The sequence below is a fragment of the Marivirga atlantica genome, assembly GCF_016734805.1.
Lineage (GTDB): Bacteria > Bacteroidota > Bacteroidia > Cytophagales > Cyclobacteriaceae > Marivirga > Marivirga atlantica.
Map to the genome: position 1 here is coordinate 949,812 of NZ_JAERQG010000002.1, position 22,363 is coordinate 972,174.

Genomic DNA, 22,363 nt, shown 5'->3' on the forward strand with positions numbered 1-22,363 from the left:
TATGGATAGTCTTCTGATTTTATTAATATATTTAAAAACCCTCAATTAAATTTATCCTATTAAGTTTATAACTTAGCTCTAGCTTAACCAAACCACAGCCATGTTTAAAAAACTGCTTTATCCATTCGCTTTAATTATTCTATTATCAGCTTGTTCTAAAAATGAGCCAAATAACAGTGAACAGCCCTCAAATCTTGGACAGTTTGCGGAATACTTGAATAGCGTAAGCTCAGGGATTATCTCTAAAACTGATCCCATAATTATCACTTTTAATAATGATGTTGCAGGGATTGAAGCTGGTAGTGAGGCATCAGCAAAGTTGTTTAACATAAGTCCTAAGGTAAAGGTTAAAGCCAACTGGCAATCTAAGTCTGTATTGATGCTTGAACCTGAAGAACACCTGGAAAGTGGTAAAACCTATCAGGTTACTATTCACTTGTCTCAGCTGTTTGAGTTAGACGATGAATTCCCGAAGGAATTTACCTTCCCTATTCAAACTATTCCTTTAAGTTATGCCGTAGAATTTGATAAGCTATTGAATGCAAATGATGAAGATTACACCATCGTTCAATATAAGGGAAGTATTAAGACTTCTGATTGGGTAGATAATGATGCCGTTGAAAAAATGTTAGCGGCCAATTTCAAAGGAGAATCTTTAGAAATTAGCTATGAGCATGGTCCTAAACAGAAAACCCACACTTTTTTTATCAAAGGAATAAAGAGACAAAAAGATGATAGTGAGTTAAATGTAAGTTGGAATGGAGAACCACTAAAAATCAATGATGAAGGAAATACAGTACTTGAAATCCCTTCTAAGGATAGTTTTAAAGTACTTTCAGCTCAAGTTGAGCGCGAAGGAGCACCTTATATCAGTGTGGTCTTTTCTGATCCTATTAATCCTAACCAGGTATTAGAGGATGGCTTGCAGGTGAAAGGTTATAATATCAGGACTACTGTAGACCAAAATACCCTTAAAATTTATGCACTAGGTAAAGATTTCAGTGGTAAGCTTAATCTTAACGTTTTGACTAACCTAAAAAACAGAAGAGGGCTCGGATTGGACAAAGCTGCTTCATTTGAGCTACAGGTGTCTACTTATAAACCGCAGGTGAAATCAGTAGCCGGAGATGGCTATATCATTCCCTCCAGTAATAAATTGGTGCTACCACTTCAGGTAGTAGGTGTAAAGGCCCTTGAAGTAACAGTAGTTAGAATATTCCCTAATAACATCCATCAGTATTTACAAAATAACAATTTAGGAGGCGATTATAACCTCAGAAGAGTGGGAAGACCAATCGTGAAAAAGATAATTCCTTTGATTAAAGCAGGAATTACTGATTATTATTCATGGAGCAATATCTCACTTGATCTTAATGACATTTTTAGAGCTGAGCCTGGTGCTATTTACCAGGTAGATGTTGACTTCAATATGGACATGGCGGTTTATAACTGTCAGGGAATGGATGCTGATGAGCAAATTGAAGAAATATCGGAAGACCCAAGAACTCTTGATTGGGACGATACCTACAACGATTATTACTACTACGATTACGATTGGAGCCAACGAGAGAATCCGTGTCACAGTATGTATTACAGGCAGGGAAGAGGTGTTGAACAAATTCTTTTTGCATCCGATATCGGATTGACGGCTAAATTGGCTGAAAACCAAAAAATACACATGCTTACCACTGATCTTGTTGATTCAAAGCCATTAACTGATGCTAATATTCAGGTTTTCGATTATCAAAATCAATTAATCAACGAAGGTAAATCTGATAAAAATGGTTTGGTTCAACTTGATATGTTTAGAACCCCGTTTCTGGCTGTAGCTGAAAAGGATGGTCAAAAGGCCTACTTAAAACTTCAGGATGGAGATGCTTTATCATTGAGTAATTTTGATGTGGCTGGTGCAGCTGCCAAAGAGGGACTTAAAGGATTTGTTTATGGCGAAAGAGGCGTTTGGAGACCAGGAGATACTTTACATCTTAACTTTGTACTGGAAGATCAATTTAAGAAGATTGCCCAGGGCACTCCTGTGTTCATGGAGTTACTGACCCCTCAAGGCCAACTTTTTGCTACTATTAAGCCGCAGCAAAAGAAAGGTCCTATCTATTATTTTGAGCCTCATACAGATAAAGAATCACCTACAGGCAACTGGTTATGCAGGGTGCATGCTGGTGGTGCTACCTTCACTAAAAACCTTAAGATTGAGACAGTTAAGCCGAATCGTCTCAAAATAGATTTAACATTTGATGATGAAATCCTGAAGAGAGGTGAAGGAAATTATGCTGATTTGGCTGTACGTTGGTTACATGGTGCTACAGCAAGAAACTTGGATGCTAAGTTTGAAATGAGTGTTTCAGAAGCCAACACGAAGTTCGATAACTTCTTAGCTTATGAATTTGATGACCAGGCCAAAGATTTTTACAGCGCCAAGAAAGTTATTTTTGATAGTAAAATAGATAATCAGGGCAATGCGCGTTTTCCAATAAAGGTGGAAAACACAGAGCAAGCACCTGGTATGTTGAATCTTCGATTAAGTGGAAAAGTTTTCGAAGAAGGTGGTGATTTCAGCATAGGTAGTGCTGCTGTCAGGTATTCTCCCTATAAGAGTTATGTAGGTATTAATGTACCATCAACTGAGGAGAATAGCCGTGTACCACTTATGTATACTTCAAAGGATAATACCATTCAGTTTGCCGCAGTAAATCAGGAAGGTGAACCGCTGGCTAATAAAAATATAAAAATTGAGCTTTATAAGTTAAACTGGCGCTGGTGGTGGGATTACGGTAATGACAATGTGAGCAATTATGTCAGCAGAAGCTACAATAAGCCTGTATCAACTTATTCTGTTTCCACAGATCAGGATGGTAAAGCCAGTAAAACACTCAACATTAATAATAATGAATGGGGCAGGTATTACATCAGAGTAAAGGACAAAGAATCTGGTCATACAAGTGGTCAGGTAGCTTATTTCAGAAGATCAGATTGGTATGGTACCATGGCTAAGTCAATGGGCGGAGCAGATTTGTTAAACTTCAACTTAAGTGCTGACAAAGGAAAAACAGGTGAAAAGGTTCAAGTAATTATTCCTGGTGGCAAAGAAGGACATGCCTACATTTCACTGGAAACGGGTAAGGCTGTTATTCAGGAACACTATATTCCTTTAGAAGATGAGCAAACTGTTTTTGAGTTTGAGCTTACCGAAGAAATGACTCCAAATGTTTACGTTCATGTAGCTGTTATTCAACCACATGAACAGCTTTATAATGACTTGCCTATAAGACTTTATGGCGTAAGAAACATTATGGTAGAAGATGCAGGAACCAAGCTTTTACCTGAACTAAAGATTGCCAAGAATGCCCAACCTGGAGAGACTATTCAATTTGAAGTGAGTGAAAAGAACAATCAGCCAATGGCCTACACGGTTGCCTTGGTAGATGAAGGTTTGCTGGGATTAACCAACTACAAAACACCACAGCCTTGGGATCATTTTTATGAGAGAGAAGCTTTAGGTGTAAAAACCTGGGATTTATTTGAAGACGTAATGAGTTCTTTTACAGGTAAGTATGGCAAGCTCTTAGCAGTAGGTGGTGATGAAGCCGGGCCGCTGGAAGAAAAGAGTGAAAGCAGGTTTAAGCCTGTGGTAGGCTTTATGGGGCCTTATTATGTAGAGGCTGGCAAACAAAAGCAGCATCAATTTACCATTCCTCAGTATAGAGGAGAGTTAAGAGTGATGCTTATTGCGGCCAATGAAGCAGGTCAATATGGAGCAGCAGACGCTTCATTAGCCATAAACCAACCGCTAATGATGTTAGCTACACTTCCTCGAGTGATGGGACCAGGAGAAACTACACAAATGCCTGTTACCATATTTGTAAGAGATCCTTCAATTACAAAAGCAACTATTACAGTCAATACTACAGGTCAGCTTACTGCGGTGGGTACAAAATCCAAAACAGTAAGCCTAAATAGCAATGCCGAAACCATCGTTTATTTCCCTATTGAAGCAGTTAATGCCTTGGGCAATGGTAAAGTTCAAATTAAGGCTACTTCAGGAAAGCATCAAGCTGTTTATGATGTAGCCATGCAGGTAAGACCTTCCAATCCAATGATGCTGGCTATGGAAGATCAACTGCTGGAAAAAGGAAAAAGCTGGAACTTAGCTTATAAACCGCTAGGCATGACTGCTACTAATGAGGCTACAGTAGAACTATCAACCTTACCAGCACTTAACTTAGAGCAGCGAACTGACTACCTTATCAGGTATCCTCATGGATGTGTGGAGCAGACTACCTCATCGGTTTTTGCACAACTGTTTCTTCCTGATTTATTGCCAATTGAGTCGTCCAGAAAGTTTGAAATTCAGAATAATATCAACGCAGCTATTAACCGATTGCGTAATTTCCAGGTTTCGGATGGTGGCTTTGCTTATTGGCCGGGCATGTTAACAGCAAATGAATGGGGTACCAATTACGCAGGTCATTTTCTTTTAATGGCTAAGAAAAAGGGCTATCAAGTTCCTAATGACATGATTCAAAACTTTGTATCCTTTCAAAAGCGCTTGGCTAATGAATGGACGGGTTCATCTTCCGGCTATCGAAGGTCGGATCTCGTTCAGGCATATCGTTTATTCTCTCTGGCCTTACATGGTTCTCCGGCTATGTCGGCCATGAACAGAATGCGCGAAAGAAACGATTTAAGCGTTCAGGCCAGATGGATGCTTGCTAATGCCTATGCTCAGGCAGGTCATACCGATGTAGGCTTGAAGATGGTAGAGAATGCCACCAAAACGATTGAAGCTTATAGAGAATTGGGAGGTACTTTTGGCTCTTCTGTAAGAGATCAAGCCATTATTTTAGAAACCTTGGTAAAGCTTGGTAAGCGTAAAGAGGCCTTTGAAATGCTTAATCAATTAGCTGAGAAACTAGGTGATGCCGATCAGTGGTTAAGTACACAAACTACAGCCTATTGTCTTATTGCTGTAGCTGCCTACACGGAAGATTTCCCTTCCAGTGCTAGCCTGCAGGCCAATTTAAGCATTGATGGAGAAGATCATTTAATGCAAACCAATGGTTATTTCACGCAATATTTGATTGAGCAGCCAGATGCTGGTGCGGATTTGAGCATCACAAACAAGATAGATGCACCTATCTATGCACGCTTGATCCGTCAGGGTATTCCTTTGGAAGGAGTGGAGCTTCCAGATGATAGTCACCTTAAAATTGATGTGAAATACTATGATGCGAATGACAATGAAATGAATGTGGAAAACATTACGCAAGGAACAGACTTCAAAGCAATTGTAACAGTTTCAAACCCTGGCAGTAGAGGCAATTTGGAGCAACTGGCACTCACCCAAATATTCCCTTCAGGTTGGGAAATATTGAATAGCCGCATAACGGGAGGAAGTGAAAGCAAAGATGGCGCAACTTATAAAGACATCAGAGATGATAGGGTACTTACATATTTCGATCTGAATGTTGGTAAAAGTAAAAGGTTTGAGGTGAATCTGAATGCCGCCTATCAAGGGAAATATTACCTACCAGCTGTACAGGCAGAAGCCATGTATGATAAAAGCATATTTGCCTCAGTAAGAGGTAAATGGGTGAATGTAGTGAAGTGATTTTTAGTAGCTTTCGTTCTTGAAACTACTTCTGAAACACAAATACAGCATTATAGCAGTAAGTATCTTAATTACTGCTATAATGCTTCTATTCTGGCCTTTACCAAAACGTATTGTCAATCGGCCATTATCCACAGTTTTACTTGCGGAAGATGGTCAATTGTTGGGAGCTGTTTTAGCTGCAGATGAGCAATGGCGGTTTCCTGAAGTTGATAGTTTACCTTATAGATACAAAAAAGCTCTTATCACTTTTGAGGATGCCTATTTTTATCAGCATCCTGGTATCAATCCGATAGCTTTAGCAAAAGCATTTTGGGCCAATATAAAAGCCGGAAAGGTGGTTAGAGGTGGAAGCAGCTTGAGCATGCAGTTAGCACGTATGGCTTATGACAATCAGCCTAGAACCATCATTCAGAAACTCAAAGAGATGGTAATGGCTTTGAGGTTGGAAGCTCAATTAAGCAAAGAAGAAATTCTTAAACTTTACACCACTTATGCACCCTTCGGAAGCAACATAGAAGGGATACAGGCTGCCAGTTATCGCTATTTCGGTAGAGCACCACATGCCTTGTCATGGGCTGAGGCAGCCTTATTGGCCGTTCTGCCTAATCAACCTGCAATGTTATTTCCCGGCAGCAATAACGATCAGCTTATTGAAAAACGAAACCGTTTATTATCAAAGCTGTTAGCCGAAGCAATCATTGATTCAACTAGCTATCAATTGGCTATAATTGAAGATATTCCTGAAGAGCAGATTAGTTTTCCGAAACAGACACAGCATCTGTTGTACAACAGACATCAGCATGCAAGTGGTAAGATTCATCATTCAACGATTAATGAGCGATTGCAAAATAGGGCAGGAGACCTGCTAAATCAGTATGTGCAGAAACTCAAGGCCAATCAAATCCACAATGCTGCAGCACTGATTGTTGACTGGCAGAAGCAGGAAGTAAAAGCCTATATAGGGAATGCTAATTCAGGAGCTTCGCATGGAGAGGATGTAGACATCATTCGTTCGGTTAGAAGCCCGGGAAGTCTGCTAAAACCTATTTTGTATGCAAATGCTTTGAATGAAGGGCTCATTAGTCCCAAGCAATTGTTGACCGATATCCCTATCTTTTATGAAGGTTTTAGCCCCAAGAATTTTGACCATCAATATTATGGTGCGGTAAAAGCTGATGATGCGCTGGCGCGTTCTTTAAATATTCCATTTGTAAACTTATTGAGAGATTTTGGTGTAGCACCTTTTTACGATCGCCTGAAGAGCATGGGCTTCGAGAATTTAAAGAATGATCCCTCTCATTACGGTCTGAGTTTGATACTAGGAGGAGCTGAAATAAGTCCTTGGGAAATAGCTTATATGTATATGCAAATAGCCAGAGGTGCTTCAGAAAACACTATCAATGAAGATGTTCAACTATCAATAAATCAGAAACTTAAGTCCAGTGAGTTAAACATTTCAAGTGGTGCTTCATGGTTAACACTGCAGGCCATGAAAGAGCTTCAGCGACCGGGTGAAGAATTTGGTTGGGAGCGCTTTACTTCCTCTCAGGAAATAGCCTGGAAAACCGGTACTAGTTTCGGTTTTAGAGATGCCTGGGCAGTAGGTATCAACCAGCGCTATTTGGCGGTGGTTTGGACAGGTAATGCAGATGGAGAAGGTCGTCCTGGCTTAGTGGGTGTGAGAACTGCAGCTCCTTTATTATTTCAGTTAATGGATTTGGTTGCTGATGATGGCGCGCAAGACTTTCATATGCCTTTAAAGGCTCTTAAGTCAACCAAGTTGTGCGCTGAGAGTGGTTACCTTGCTACTCAAGCCTGTGAAGCAATAAACTATGCCTACATCAATAATAGCAAAAAGCTACTAAAGACTTGTCCTTATCATGAAAGGCTATTCCTCAATGAAAGTGAGCAGTATAGGGTAAACGCTTCTTGCTATCCGATGTACAAAGCAAAAGAGCGATCCTATTTAGTGTTACCGCCCGCTGTGGCTTATTTCTACAAGCCACATCATGCCAACTTCAAAGAAATACCTAAATGGTTGCCTGACTGCCAATCAGCCTCACAGCCGATGGAAATGATCTACCCAAGAAACTTTACCAATATATTCATCCCAAGAGAATTAGATGGGAAGGAGGGTAGCGCTATTTTTGAATTAGCCCATCAGAATAAAGCGGCCAAAGTATTCTGGTATGTTGATGGTGATTATGTTGGCCAAACTGAGGAAACACATCAAATAGCTATACAATCGAGTATTGGAAGCCATGAAATGTACGTGGTGGATGAATCAGGTAATTATCTGAGTGTTGCATTTAATGTGATTAAGCGATAAAACATAGGCATAAAAAAAGGGAATACAAATCAATGCATTCCCCTTACCTTTTTATAAAAGCTATTAATTAGTCGATAACTTCAACGTTAACGGCATTAAGACCTTTTCTTCCTTGCTCAACTTCGAATTGAACTTTGTCATTTTCTTGAATTTCGTCAATAAGACCAGTTTCGTGAACAAATACATCTTCACTTGAATCTGACGGCTTAATAAAACCAAAACCTTTGGTGTTATTAAAGAATTTTACTACTCCTTCTTTCATTATATTATTGTTTGTATTAATTATTTACTTTTTAAATGGGCTTTGCTTAATCTACAAAGGTGAAAGCCTTACCTAATTTACCCGCTCTTCCGGTTCTACCGATACGGTGAACATAACTATCAAAACTTAATGGTAATTGATAATTGATTACATGACTGATGTTTGAAACATCAATACCTCTGGCAGCTACATCTGTAGCAACCAAAACTCTTACTTTGCCAGCTTTAAACTTGTCTAAAGCGCGGTTTCTATAATTCTGTGATTTATTTCCGTGAATCTGATCGGCTGATATATCTACATTGTTGAGCTGCTTACTTAACTTATCAGCTTGTCTTTTAGTTTCCGTAAAGATAAGTACTTTTTCAAAGTCTGCATCATACATCATGTCAGTAAGCAATTTAAATTTATCAGCTCCCTGAGGTACTCTGATAATATCTTGCTCTACACGCTCACTGGCGGAAGTTCCGGCATTAACTTTTACTTCTACAGGATTTTTTAACATGCTGTCAATCAAGCTTTTCTGACTGTTATCTACAGTAGCAGAAAATAGGATAGTTTGCTTACGCTGTGGCATCAGATCGACCATCTTTTTGATGTCTCTTTTGAAACCCATATCCAACATTCGATCGAACTCATCTAGTATCAGGTTAGAGATATCAGCTAGCTGAAGATCTCCTCTGTTGGCCAAATCAATTAACCTACCTGGTGTACCGATTATTAAATCCTTTCTTCTTCTCAACTGCGCTACGTCCTTCTGCACATTGGTACCACCAATAAAGCATGCAGAATGTATATTAAGTCCATCAGCAAGGGCTAAAAACTCTTGTTCCACCTGAACGGCTAATTCCCTTGTAGGTACTACCACTAAAGTTTTAAACGACTTAGGCTGCTCAAGTAAACGGTCAATCATCGGTATTAAAAAAGCTCCGGTTTTACCGGTACCAGTATTCGCAATACCTATTAAATCTTTTCCGGCTTTTAAATGAGCCAAAGTTTCTTCCTGAATTTGCGTAGGAAATACAAAACCTTTCTTTAGCAAATTAGCTTTCAGGTTAATATTTATCGGTAATTGCTCGTATGATTGATTCGGTATAAAATCCTGTTCTTCAGTAAGTTGAACAGATTTATTAATCAATTGCTTAGGGTCTAAAGTAGAAACCCTTTTATTCTTCTTATTGCCATTATTTGGCTTATTTGAACGGTATCTGCCAGCAGCATTGGCTGGTTTGTTGTTCGATTTTCTTCTATTTATAACTTGCATTCTTATTGCTTTAATTAATAAGTACTCCGGCTTAAGCTACTGCTGTTACCATTTCCTTTTTGCCTAAGTCACGGAGCATTCTTGTATGATCCGCTATGGCTGTTAAAAAATCTTTCCTGGTGTGATAGGGCAGGCCAAACTCTTCAGCGGTCTGCTTTACTATTACTGATAAATCACGATAGTGCACGTGTGAAATATTTGGCAATAGATGATGTTCTATCTGATAATTAAGCCCGCCAATCAGCCAGGAAAACCACCTGTTTTTGGGAGAAAAATTTGTTGTTGTACTTAGTTGATGTAATGACCAGTTGTTCTCTAAAAGTCCAGCCTCATCAGGAACAGGAAATTCAGAAGAAGGCATTACATGTGCTATTTGAAAAATGATACTCAAGCATAAGCCTGTAATAAATTGCATACACAGATGTGCTAGCAAAATCAGCCAAAATGATTGTGGTATAAAAAGCGCTGGTAAAACGAGTGTATATGAAAAGAAGATAATTTTCCAGAGAATGGTTTTCAAAATTTCATTTCGTACTTCATTTTTCTTGTTCAGAAAGCCCATATTGTAATAGCGTGAGATCTTGCTGAAATCCTTTACGGTAGTCCATATGATGGTTACCAGACAGTAAAAAGGCCATACATATACATGCTGAAATTGATGAAACCAACGATGTTTGCTGTTAGGGGAGAACCTCAGTACGCCCGGTACATTAATGTCGTCATCGGCTTCAGGCACATTGGTATAAGTATGATGTAATACGTTGTGTTGAATTTTCCAGATAGAAGCACTTGCGCCAATTAAATTAATGGAATAGCCCATCAGCTTGTTAAGCTGCTTATTTTTAGTGAAGGAACCATGCAAGGCATCATGCATAATACCCATGCCAATACCGGCCATACCAAAACCACTTATAATATAAAGTGCAAATAATAGGTAAGGACTGGAAACTTGAAAAATACATAGTGCCAATAGGGGACCGAAGAACAGGCTCACCATAAAAATGCTTTTATAAAGCATTGGTGTTTCACCGAAACGGGTAATGTTGTTGTTTTTAAAATGGGCGTTTACGCGTTGTCTTAATGTGGACTGGAATTCGTTGTCGATTTCCGCGTTAAAATTAATTTTCTTAATAATAAGTGCTTATAATATTCAAATTTCGCTTGTGAGAAGCATATCCGGTTAAACCGAAAGTAACTACTCATTTGTTTTATTGAGCGAGAATAATGAAGAAATCTTTGTCAGGGAGGTCTTGCAGATTCACTTTAAAAAGATCCACTATACAAATATGGACTTTAACTCAGCCAGCTTGCCAATTGCAAACTTTAAACTAACAGGGCTGAACTTTTAAGGAAACATCAATGATGAGAAACAATAAAAAACGACTCTCTTAGTAACTAATACTGTGCAAAGGTATGCTTAATAAAATTAGTAACCTACAAGCTTACCAAATGATTCTTATTTATTATTGAGTGATGCTTCTAAAAGCTGATCACAAGCAAATGAACAATGTTTTTGTCCGCTTGTTGCTACAACATATTTTAATTAAAAATCATGAACTACTTTTTAAGAATCACCATATTATCACTTTTCATCATTTCATCAAGCCAGGCACAGGTCAATATTACAGCAGAAAGTGGAGCTGCTTTTAATGGCTATAATGATGTGCAGTATCCGAATGGAGATACCGATAGGGGAAGTAGATTTTCACTCACAGATGATTTTGAACCTACGCAGCTCGCTATTTACGCACGTTTTGAATTGAGCTGGACTATCAGCCAAAAACATACTATTGAATTAACAGCAGCACCGCTGGCTTTTGAATACGAGAAATCAAACCCAAGACCAATTGAGTTTGGAGACAACATATATGGTGCGAATACGGCTGACATTACGGCCCGATATGAATTCAATACATACAGGGCATCATACCGCTATAGGTTTATTGATACTGATAAATGGCAGCTTGCTGCAGGGGCTACGGTTTTAATTCGTGATGCGCGCATTGCGGTAAGCGATGATAATACAAATGATGAAACCACAAACTTAGGCGCAGTTCCATTACTGAGCTTTGACGTGCAATATAATTGCTCAGAGCATTTAGACTTTCTTTTAAAAGGTGATGCGCTGGCTGCACCGCAAGGACGAGCCGAAGATGTGCTGCTTGGACTTCGTTATCATTTCATTCCTGAGAAACTAAAGCTTCGTGCCGGTTACAGAATCATTGAAGGCGGAGCCGACAACAGCCAGGTATATAATTTCTCTTTAATTCACTTTGCTTCAGTAGGGCTTAGCTATCAGTTTTAACTGTAGTTATCAGATTACTTGATAATGTCATAGAAACAGAAGGGTGAGGTATGAGATTTAGTAACTTAACATAATATAAATTATATAACATAATTAGGAATTTGTGTCCAGACGTGCAGCGGATGGTTAACATAAAATTAGTTTTGCAACATAGTTCGATAACGGGGCTAGTGCGCTACATCATCCGCATCGTTCTATTTTTCGTTATCCGTACGATTGGTCAGTTTGATTTCAAATACGCGATTCTCAGCGATTAGGAATTTGCTTGTAAAACACTTGCTTATCAACGCTTTGTTTTAGCACAGCACACCACCAATTCGTCATTCCGGAAGTAGCGCAGCGGATATCCGAAATCTCTTAAAAGCCATTATCGGAATCTGAATAGCTCACGAGTCATTTGGCTTTCATCAGTGTTCGCATTGACGCTCAGGCCGCTTGGGCTCATACTTTTCCCTTGATGAAAAGTATTCAAAAAACCTGGCCAAATCGAGTTTACGAGATTCACGAAAGGTTGTGCGGCATGCCATGTGCGTATGAGTAAAAGAATCACCTATCAGCCGCACAAAAGCCAACCCACGCCCGGGTATTTTGGCTGGCCAACGCTCAATTGATTCTACTTAACATAATAATTGCGACTTAAAGAGGACGCTTTGCAATCACATCCTTTATCAATTTTCTTAAATTCTTACGCTCCCATTTTGGTAGAGATAAATCATTCATTCGGTGCACAGCCCTTTTAACAACCCCGTGATTATCAATTTTATCCAATTTAGCTTTCTTAATTGCTAAATGTGGCCTCCATAAGTCACAGATCAGTATGGTCATAAAACCTTTTGGACTTACTGCTTGTACAAAATAATTGTCAATCGTTCTTATATTATTCTCATAAGGATCAAGTTGTGGATGTAAAATTCTGTAATGGTTTGTATCATAAGGAAATGCCGTAATTAATCTATAACCAGCTTTAAGTGAATACTTTGTGTGTTTACTGGTATTGCATGTCTTACAAGATAAAACAAGATTTCGAGGTTCTAACATCCATAAGTATTGATGGTCTTTATGAATGATATGTTCAAGATCATCGTGTTTGCCATCATATTCAATATCCATCCTACAATACGCGCACATCCCCTTCTGTTCGGTGCTGTAAAATTTTCGTAATTCAGCTTTTACAGTAGCGTAATTTGACCAGTCAACAGAAGATGATAAAGGTTTCTTTTTGACCTCTTTATGTATGAGTAATTTGAGGCTTGTTGCAGGCCTAATAATTCCGGTATATCTATTATCTCTATCAAGCATTATCTAATTTTTTAAATAATGCCTCTACGATCTCACTCATTGGATCTTCAACACTCAGGTTCAGGTTTAAGGATCTTAAATATTGAATTTTTTGTTTTATCTCTTCGTTACTTGAATCTTCATCCGCCATCAACTCTAAAATGTCTGATAACAGATTATTCAAGTAGTAATTTCTCGATGTTGCTACATTGAAAACATCAAAAAGTACCTGCTCAGCTGACCAACCAAAAGTTTCTGGCTGGCTCAGAGATTCAGCTCTTAATTTTCCATCATCCAGTTTCATAGAAATTATTGAAGAGCTTTCTTTTTCCAAATCAGATACTATAAAATGTGAGTGAGAAGCTATTAGAAAATGACATCCATACTCTTCTTTGAACATCTGTTTAAGCAAATGGACATATTTCATTTGCCAATTTGGGTGCAAACTGATTTCTGGTTCATCAATTAGAATGAGACTATCATCTTTAATATTGGCCAAGATTCCAAGCAGCGACATGACAATATGGTTTTCACCGGCACTAGTTTGGCTAAGGCTCATTGATTTACCTGATTTGACCACCTCAATTCTGTCCATAACAAGAACATCTAGATCATCTAAGTCTTCAATGAGCTCTAAATCTCGGTTATCTATATTTCTTTCGATAAGGTCAACAATAAACCATCGTGCTGGTGATCGTTTTTTGTGCAGGAGAACATTTGAAAGTCGATCCATAAAATTCATGATCCTTTCAAGCCTCTCAGGGTTTTCTTTAACTAATTGATCATACTTCCACTTTCCCCATGGTTCTGTTTTTCTTCTTTCTTGATAGTTGTTGAAAAAATTATCTAAATCAGTACGAGTTACATTACCCGAAAAAAACACTTCCTTATACTTAGTAGAATACCTGATTTTTAGGTGCTTTTCAAAGTTTAAGAAATCACTCAGTACTCTTTCAATATTCCTTAAGAACCCTTCTTTTTGAGCAGCTTTATACAAGTATCCAGCAGTATTTCGCTCAAATGATTTGGTCGAAGCTATTTGTGCACTTCGCTTTACTCCCATGTACTGGTAAAAATCACCTTCAATGCTCTTTTTAAATCTGAACCTGTCATTCAATTGTGTTGAACTTGCTAAAGCTTGTGATGGCAGTTCTAATTCGGCAACATCAATTTGATTTGACTTGACAATTGGTTCAAGGGGTAACTTGTCGTTAAATAATTTCTCGTCAGCAGATAAGTTTTTGAAGTAATAAATGCCATGCACATCCTTTCTGTCAATGCTTTTATGTAGCATCATCAGCATCTTGCTTGAAACTATGTCGTAGGTATTTTTTCCAAGAGAGTATTTAATGTGAAAGGTATAAGGAATACGATCTCGCTTTTTATCAGAATTTTGGATTTGATAGATTTCATCAAAGAGGTCGGTAATAGTACGTAAAAGGAAACTTTTCCCAGTGCCATTCATCCCGATTATTACACTCGAAAATGGTTCTTTTGATTTGCTATCAATAGGAGCAAATTCCATTTCTAATGATCCGAGCTGAGGGTGCCCTCCTACTTTGAAACTATGTAGTCTAAACATCCATTTTCATTTTATGACAGTAAAAGGCTTCTAACTAAACGTACCAAGTTTCGCACTACCGGATCATCAGCTCCCTTATAGTATCGAGCATCTTCCTCAACGGACTTCCTCATAAATAGCTGATTCCTTCCCTGAAACTCTAAATCTTCTTCGGTTTCATCGTCATCTACCTTATCTAAGAGCAGAATAAAGTCTATGAATGGATAAAATGTTGGCAGTGGATCACGTTTTGAATCAAAATAGGTTTTTGTTGAGGAATCATAATCATAGCCGCAACGATTCATAATTGTCTTCTTTTCCAGATCAGCTTTGTACCCAAACATCCCACAAACAACCTCAGGATTCGATGCTTTAATTCTTTTTGCTTCAGCATTGAAATCATTCAAGTATGTTCCTGTCATTGTGCTTTTAACTTCGATGACCATAAGACAATCTTCAGGATTGACTATCACATTCCCGCGATTTCCTAAATCAATAGTTTCAGCAAACTTCTTCACTAGCAAAATGTCTGCTTGACCACTTTGTTCCTCTTCACCGAGATTGACAAACCCACGTTTCAGATGATCTTGACAATTTTGAATAGTCTTGGTTAGGTACTGAATGATGAAATCTTCACGAACCTCTCCCCTTGTCAAACTATGTTTGATTATTTCAGATACTTCATGCTGTGCAAGAAGTAGATTTTGGCTGTAGTGATGATATTGTTCAAATGACTCCATATCAAACAGTTTCCCAAGCGGTGTTCACGGTACTAAGAATATTTTCTTCTTTCAGTTTAATATCATGCTTAAGCTGAGAAATTTCAGATTGATAATTTTCCACTCTTTCTACTATTTCATTTTGAATATCAATGGGAGGCACAGGTATTTCTAGGTTTCTTACGAATGTAAGATTTGCCATTCTAAACTTACCCTCTCCTAAACTCATAAAATGAGAGTATAAATTCTTAAGAGCTAGAAATAGAAACTTTTTATTAAGACTTTTTTCATCTAATGGATATAATCCAGCTACATTTTGATTTGTACATGAATCAAAAGTTAGATACCCTGTTTTACCGATCGTTGCACCAACAAGTGCGATTAACGAAGTTCCTTTTTTGAAAAGCTTGGTCGAAGAATTATTCAAACCATCTTCGGTTATAAACTCTTCCGATGCTGTTACATAGCTGTTTTTGCAAACACTGGACCCTACCCATGGAATGTCTCCGCCCCAGTAGGAAGGCTCTTTTCTACTGGGTGTACCTCCGGCTTGCACTGAACAAATTTGTGAGAGCTTTTTGAGTGGATACTTTGTGTTGACGACATTCTTTATTTTATATATTTCTCCACTTAAATTGCATTCGTTGTTTGCTAGGACTTTTTCTTTTGCGATTGTAAAAGCTAAATCTGATTCTATTTCACCCTCAATCAAATAATTACGGATAGCATTTGTTGCTTTTTTTATTTGACTGCCTTCTATCGCTGTTCTTTGGGCACCTAAACTAAATCCATCATTATCTAGTTTTACAAATAGAATTTTTTCATTATTTTTTGCTCTTTCTTTATCTAATAAAATTATTGATGTTTTTACGCCACTATATGGGTTAAATACACCTGCAGGTAAGCTTATTACAGCATAGAGAGAGTCATGAATAAGCATTTTTCTCAACTCCCTATAAGCTCTACCACTTTGATAGATAACTCCTTCTGGAACGATGATTCCTGCTTTTCCTTTAGGGTTTAAGTGCTCAGCAATGTAATCCACAAATAGCACCTCACTTCGATTACTATCAATAGTGAATTTTTTATGTGGTCTAATTCCACCTTTCGGACTCATGAACGGTGGATTAGCAAGAATAACATCAAAACTTTCATTCCATCTATCTTCACTGCTCAACGTGTCATACTCGTGAATATGTGGGTCGGAGAATCCGTGTAAGTACAAATTCACCAAACTTAAACGAACCATATCTGGCGAAATGTCATAGCCCACGAAGTTTCGTATCAGCTTTTTTCGCTCATCTGGTGTGAGTTCGTTGTTGTTCTTTTTTTTGATGTGTTTAAATGCAGAAATCAAAAAACCCGCTGTACCACAAGCAGGGTCAAGAATGGTGTCATCTTTTCCAGGGTCAACGATTGCCACCAAGAAATCAATAATGTGTCTTGGGGTACGAAATTGACCTGCATCTCCTTGCGATCCCATTACAGATAGCAAGTACTCAAAGGCATCACCTAGCTTTTCGCTATGTGTATATTCAAACCCATCAATCGTTTTCAGAAAGAGCTTGAGTGTTTCTGGATCGCGATATGGTAGATATGCATTATTGAAAATGTCCCGAAATAATTGAGGAATATTAGGGTTAAGCTCCATTCCTTCAATTGCCTCAGAATACAGCTGAAGCATTTCCGAAGCGGTTACTTTAGAATCAAAAAGCTTATCCCAACTGTATTTTTCAAACTCTATGGTTTTGTTTTTTGAGGGGTCATTTGGAAATTCAGGGTCAGGCACTTCATAGTTGGAAAAGAATTTAGCCTGCCCTCCTAGCTCAATGGCTTCTTGATCCATGTCGTTCATGAACTTGTAAATCAGGCCAATGGTGATCTGTTCTATTTGAGCCTTAGGGTCAGGTAGCTTACCAACCAGGATATCCCTGCAATCGTCTATTTGTCTCTTTGTTGCTGTGTCTAGCATATTTCTTAATTAAGCAGCAAAACGCTCTAAATCAATGTAATCTTTAATGTAAACTGGTATTACCTCACGATACTTGCTAGCTACTGCCTTGAACTGTGATATAGTAAGCGCTGGATGCGTTTGTAATGCATGGAAATCTTTTGTTTCGATGATTTGCCGTATATCTTGATCAACAATGTAGGCCTTGAAGAAATACTTTAAGGCTCTCAAGTTGACGTCTTCTTCTGGAGGATAAATTGAGATAAACTTGTCAAACTCTTCTTCTAGCAAATCATCTTTTGATTTGAAATTTGGTATAATCCCAAATATCTTCTCAACAACTTCACGTATACTGACCTTTCGGTCGATTTTGGCTGCTTTTCGCAGCTTATCCAAATTGAAATATTCTTCTGGTTTGTCAAATATTTCTTGCTGAATGTGGCTTACTACTTGTTCCCAGTTGCCAAGCTCAACGTTCTTCTTAATGATGTCGTCCATTATGATTCGATCTTCAAACTTTTTGAAGAGCTCTCGATCGATGCGCATTCCCTCATATCCGATTTGCTGCTCATTAACCATTAGTAAGGGATCTGGATTGTAGTTTGTGTATTTATCTAAATCCACACTACCGCCACCTACTTCACCAGCACCTTTTTTGGGTTTAGGTAATTTTAATTTTTCATCATAATCGAACTTTTCTTCGAAGTATTCACAATTGGCAAAGAAGTCAAACAACTTAAACACCTCTTTCTCTTCACGTTTTGTTTCTTCTTCGTTCAATTCATTTTTATAAGTAAACTCGAAAGTATTCTTTCTCGTACCTCTCCCCTTTATCTGTACGAAATCAGCCGGACTAAAAATTGGTCGCATCATACATATATTTAGCAAATCAGGACAATCATAGCCTGTGGTCATCATTCCTACTGTGACGCAAACTCGTGTTTTACAGGACTTATAGCCTTCTAACCATGTTGTTTTTCCGCTGAGATTGTTATTTGTAAAGTTGATGGTCATTTGCTGAGCATCTCCGACTTGAGAAGTCACTTGAACTGCAAAGTCAGAATTGTACTTTCGTGGAAAAAGCTGCTCTGCAAAATCATTCAATATCTCAGTCAGCTTTCTTGCATGGTTTTGACTGACTGCAAATATGATCGTCTTCCCAACTTCACCTGTAATAGGATCTCGAAGAGCGTTTTCTAAAAATGTCTGACAAAACACTGTGTTTGTTTTCTCAGAAAAGAACTTCTTTTCGAAATCTCTTGAAACAAATGTTTCAGTTTCCTCTCCTTCTTCAGTTGGTACAATCACAGCATAACCTTCATCCGAAAGCAATTGTGTTGTTATTTCAGTTCTGGCATCAAGCACACTCGGGTTAATTAGAAATCCGTCTTTTACTCCATCCAGAAGCGAATAGCGATATGTTGGATCACCACCTTCACATCCAAAAGTAGAATATGTATCACGCAGCATTCTACGCTCGATTTCTCTAGGATCATTGTCCTTAACCTTATCAGGATCAACTCCTTTTAAGTAATCCTTTGGAGTAGCGGTCAATCCTAATTTGTAACCATGGAAATATTCAAAAACAGCTCTTGCATTTCCTGAAATTGATCGATGGGCTTCATCAGAGATAAGCAAATCAAAATCTGTAGGTGAAAACTCATAACGATACTTGTCATTATGCATTAATGACTGAATAGTAGTAACAACTATTTCTGCCTTACGCCAGTCACCTTTATGTTCCTTGTAAATGAATGTGCTATAATCTGGCTTCAGATAATTGGTAAATGCTTTCCATGCTTGGTCTTCCAGTTCAAGTCGATCTACTAAGAATAGTACACGCCTGGCATTTTCAGTTCTTAGAAATAGTCGAATTACAGCCGCAGAAGTCAGCGTTTTACCTGTTCCGGTTGCCATCTCAAAAAGAAACCGATCTTTCCCAGCGGCCACTGCCTTTTGTAAATGCTCTATTGCTTTTGACTGATAATGTCTAAGAAACCGTAACCCATTTGACCAAATAAAATCTTTGCTGTCTTGAATGCTTCCATTCCATTTGGGTTTTTCAGCATAATCAGGCATTTGAACAGCGACAATATAATCGCTTGATACTGTTTCAGTTGCTAAAGAAGTACGATCAGGATTCCATGACTTAATGGCTCCAATTTCATCGGGAGAAGGAAACTTATAAATTGGTTTAGGATTTCCTTTAGCAGTATCCCAGAAATAATGAACTATCCCATTAGAAAGGATAACGTATTGAGCGCCAACTGTCTTGGCATATTTTCTTGCTTGTTCCTTCGCCACTAAAGGATGAAGACTCTCTTTCTTTGCCTCAAGTACACAGATTGGCTTATTGTCAGAATCAACGAGCAAGAAGTCAAGTGAACCATTCTTAACGTTTTCATAATCATTCCCCCATGCATCAACTTCTGCTTGAGTAATCTTCACATGATTCTCCAATAAGATATTGGCAGGTCCTTCGTCTGTATCGAAAAACCGCCATCCAGCTTCCTCCAAGAGGTTGTTTATCCTTATGCGTGCATGAGCTTCATTTTTCATCTTTACTACTGACTAATAGTTCTTTTGCGTCTACATCTAATATTTCGGCAATCTTGTAGAGATCTTCAATACTCGGCTGTCTTCGATTTTGCACATAGCTATTTACCATGTTATAGCTTTTCTTAAGCTTATCGGCTAGCCAAGTTTGCTTGATTCCCTTGGACTCAAGGATTTCTTTAATCCTGTTCATTAACACTTCAATTATTGGAAATCGAATATAATGAAATGAAATAGAATTATCTTATTGGATGAGATGTATATATGAAATACAACATTTAGTAGTATTAAGAAGGTTATGTTATTATTCCCAAAAATTCTTAAGATTTTATCAATTAAGAGATAAGAATACATCCAAATCAAAAAGAGTATTAGCCACCAAAAAAGAGCTTTAACTTATCTGAGGTAGTTATAACACTATTATAAGCTTGTTTGTAAGTCTCCTTTGTCTCTTCAAGAGTTACTCTCATGGTTTCAAAGTCACTCCTATCATTATCAGTGATACAAGGGTAATCATCGGATTCATTTTGTTGATATTTCTCAACAACTCGAATAAATGATGTATAATAACTCAGACCTTCAAATAATAAATTCTCATAACTTTGTATATAGCTATTCAGGAGCAAAAATTTAATTTCTAATTTTTTTATTTCGGAAGATCTACTGATTAAATAATCAAGTGTTTCTCCATCAGCAAACTGTGAGAAATACTCTGCTCTTGCAGTTTCCATGGGATCGTCTTCTCCGTTAATTTTAAATTGTGCAAATTCATCATAGCTATGTGAATAGTCGATATGCGTAGAAAGTATAGTAAAAATACTATATCCCTCTTCTTTAAGATTCATAGAAGACGCGGCTAAATATTTAATAGTATTATCTATTGATCTCAGATCTGTTTTGAAATTCATTGTGTAATCGATTACGCATGTCATATTTTCAATCGCTTCTTGCCTATCTTTATTTTTTGAAAATATTCCTCCGATTAAAGAGTATGCAATAGAAATATATGGATTTGAAATCTCTATGTCAGGAAGTTCTATCCTGGATTTAAACTTTCCTCCCTTAATCCTTTCCAAATTATTTTCAAATGAATCATAGTTAGTTGGGTTAGCATTTTGAGCAAAATCGCTATATATTTCTAAAGTTCGATACAGTACTTCTAGTTTACCTGCTTCTTGAATTATTTTTTGTGTTATGGCAATTGCGGTTTTATACTTGAGCTTATAGGCTGAAAGATCTTTGCTATATCTGTCTTGTTTACTATCATTGATAGCTGCAATTGCTTGTCGCAGTTCATTAAAACTATTTACATTTTCTAATTCCTTCGCTAAATCCAGCTCTTGAACTACAATAACATTTTCAGATTCCTGAGAACTCGCATCGTAAATCTGGTTAGCCTCTTTAATAATATTATTAATTTTTTCAGTATCAAAACCTTCTATTTTAGTGGAATCTTCCAAATTGTCATCTTGGCTAAAAATCGAATTAAGCTTTAAAATAAATATAATAGCTAATAGAAAATATTTTGACATATTTATTGAAGTAAGTTACATGAGTGAAATTCATTACAAAATAGATCAATGTAAATACCCAACCTTGGGCATTTTTCGTTTGAAAGGCCGATAAGATGCAGATAATCTTTCATCAAATTAATACTACCTTCTCCCCTTCCTCACAAACTAAATAGTCACTCCGATAATAAACACCTACCCAAGAATTAAGAGACCAATTAAAAGAGGCATGTTGCATTCCATCACTACATGGTCAGCAATGCCAGCTTTCCAGAACACTCGGGGTTGAGAGTTTTCTATTATGCATCTATTTGCTTGCTCCCTAATTTATCATCAATATATTATCTTGCGAACATTTTCAGAAAATATCATCTACACATGAGACGAAAAATACCGGAATCAACGCTACCAAAACTCAACCGCTCGCAAATGATTACTGCTGAAGGATTGCAAAAACTAAAGGAAGAGCATGATCATTTATGGAGAGTTGTCCGTCCGGATGTTACAGCCAAGGTGTCCTGGGCAGCCAGTTTGGGCGATCGCTCTGAAAATGCCGATTACCACTACAACAAAAAGCGCCTCCGAGAAATTGATAGTCGCATTCGGTATTTGCGCAAATGCATAGATAACTTTAAAGTAGTACAGTACCACCCACATCAAGAAGGTAAAGTGATGTTTGGTGCCTGGGTGGAAATTGAAAATAGTGAAAAAGGATTTAAAAGGCGCTTACGCATTGTAGGCTATGAGGAGCTTATTGGCAATAAAGATTATATTTCTATGGACTCTCCTATTGCCAAAGCACTTTTAAACAAAGAGACAGGTGATGAAGCAATCGTAAAAACCCCTGCTGGTGAATTCCATTGGCAGATACTTAAGATTGAGTATGAAAAAGGTGATGCTACTGACGATAGAAGAATTTAGGAATTATCCATTTACAGAATTTAACGACTAGAGTCCAACTCAATAGTTAAATAATGTGTCTGTAACCCGAATCCATTAAT

Annotated in this window: 14 protein-coding genes; 4 read left to right on the top strand and 10 right to left on the bottom strand. The window is 37.7% G+C overall.

Annotated features, from left to right (window positions below):
• Window positions 1–100: 100 nt before the first annotated feature.
• Window positions 101–5,626, top strand: a complete 5,526-nt coding sequence (locus JKP34_RS11190) for an Ig-like domain-containing alpha-2-macroglobulin family protein (RefSeq protein ID WP_201921152.1) — start codon at window positions 101–103, stop codon at window positions 5,624–5,626.
• Between the two features lie 82 nt (window positions 5,627–5,708).
• Window positions 5,709–7,958 carry a penicillin-binding protein 1C gene (pbpC, locus tag JKP34_RS11195; protein ID WP_201921155.1) on the top strand — a complete coding sequence of 750 codons (2,250 nt, stop codon included), beginning with the start codon at window positions 5,709–5,711 and terminating at the stop codon, window positions 7,956–7,958.
• A gap of 67 nt (window positions 7,959–8,025) precedes the next feature.
• On the opposite strand, the gene JKP34_RS11200 is transcribed toward pbpC, so the two are convergent.
• The 3 genes from JKP34_RS11200 to JKP34_RS11210 are packed head-to-tail and all read right to left on the bottom strand — an operon-like array spanning window position 8,026 to window position 10,499.
• Complete coding sequence (locus JKP34_RS11200; protein WP_201921158.1) at window positions 8,026–8,220, bottom strand: cold-shock protein; 195 nt, start codon at window positions 8,218–8,220, stop codon at window positions 8,026–8,028.
• Window positions 8,221–8,266: 46 nt separating this feature from the next.
• Window positions 8,267–9,481 (bottom strand): DEAD/DEAH box helicase, encoded by a 1,215-nt coding sequence (locus JKP34_RS11205; RefSeq protein ID WP_201921160.1) that lies wholly within the window; start codon window positions 9,479–9,481, stop codon window positions 8,267–8,269.
• A gap of 31 nt (window positions 9,482–9,512) precedes the next feature.
• On the bottom strand, window positions 9,513–10,499 hold the full coding sequence (locus JKP34_RS11210) for a fatty acid desaturase family protein (protein ID WP_236664967.1): 987 nt from the start codon (window positions 10,497–10,499) through the stop codon (window positions 9,513–9,515).
• A 534-nt stretch (window positions 10,500–11,033) separates the two neighbouring features.
• Here JKP34_RS11210 and JKP34_RS11215 point away from each other — a divergent pair.
• Window positions 11,034–11,786 (top strand): porin family protein, encoded by a 753-nt coding sequence (locus tag JKP34_RS11215; protein WP_201921163.1) that lies wholly within the window; start codon window positions 11,034–11,036, stop codon window positions 11,784–11,786.
• Window positions 11,787–12,422: 636 nt separating this feature from the next.
• On the opposite strand, the gene JKP34_RS11220 is transcribed toward JKP34_RS11215, so the two are convergent.
• The 7 genes from JKP34_RS11220 to JKP34_RS11250 form a co-directional block, all read right to left on the bottom strand.
• Window positions 12,423–13,085: an HNH endonuclease gene (locus JKP34_RS11220; protein ID WP_201921166.1), complete on the bottom strand. Its 663-nt coding sequence runs from the start codon at window positions 13,083–13,085 to the stop codon at window positions 12,423–12,425.
• Window positions 13,078–14,646 (bottom strand): AAA family ATPase, encoded by a 1,569-nt coding sequence (locus JKP34_RS11225; protein ID WP_201921169.1) that lies wholly within the window; start codon window positions 14,644–14,646, stop codon window positions 13,078–13,080. Before JKP34_RS11225 ends, JKP34_RS11220 begins: the two co-directional genes overlap by 8 nt.
• A gap of 11 nt (window positions 14,647–14,657) precedes the next feature.
• A complete protein-coding gene (locus JKP34_RS11230) occupies window positions 14,658–15,365 on the bottom strand; it encodes a DUF6602 domain-containing protein (RefSeq protein WP_201921172.1) in 708 nt (235 codons plus the stop codon).
• 1 nt (window position 15,366) lies between these two features.
• Window positions 15,367–17,316, bottom strand: a complete 1,950-nt coding sequence (locus tag JKP34_RS11235; protein WP_201921177.1) for an N-6 DNA methylase — start codon at window positions 17,314–17,316, stop codon at window positions 15,367–15,369.
• Window positions 17,317–17,325: 9 nt separating this feature from the next.
• Window positions 17,326–19,854 (bottom strand): DEAD/DEAH box helicase family protein, encoded by a 2,529-nt coding sequence (locus JKP34_RS11240; protein WP_201921180.1) that lies wholly within the window; start codon window positions 19,852–19,854, stop codon window positions 17,326–17,328.
• The gene (locus JKP34_RS11245; RefSeq protein WP_201921183.1) at window positions 19,844–20,044 is read right to left on the bottom strand and encodes a helix-turn-helix domain-containing protein; all 201 of its coding nucleotides are present in this window, start codon (window positions 20,042–20,044) and stop codon (window positions 19,844–19,846) included. The genes JKP34_RS11240 and JKP34_RS11245 overlap by 11 nt, the downstream gene beginning before the upstream one ends.
• Window positions 20,045–20,222: 178 nt before the next feature.
• The gene (locus JKP34_RS11250; protein ID WP_201921186.1) at window positions 20,223–21,383 is read right to left on the bottom strand and encodes a hypothetical protein; all 1,161 of its coding nucleotides are present in this window, start codon (window positions 21,381–21,383) and stop codon (window positions 20,223–20,225) included.
• A gap of 357 nt (window positions 21,384–21,740) precedes the next feature.
• On the opposite strand from JKP34_RS11250, the gene greB reads away from it, so the two are divergent.
• The gene (gene greB / locus JKP34_RS11255; protein WP_201921190.1) at window positions 21,741–22,283 is read left to right on the top strand and encodes a transcription elongation factor GreB; all 543 of its coding nucleotides are present in this window, start codon (window positions 21,741–21,743) and stop codon (window positions 22,281–22,283) included.
• Window positions 22,284–22,363 lie beyond the last annotated feature (80 nt).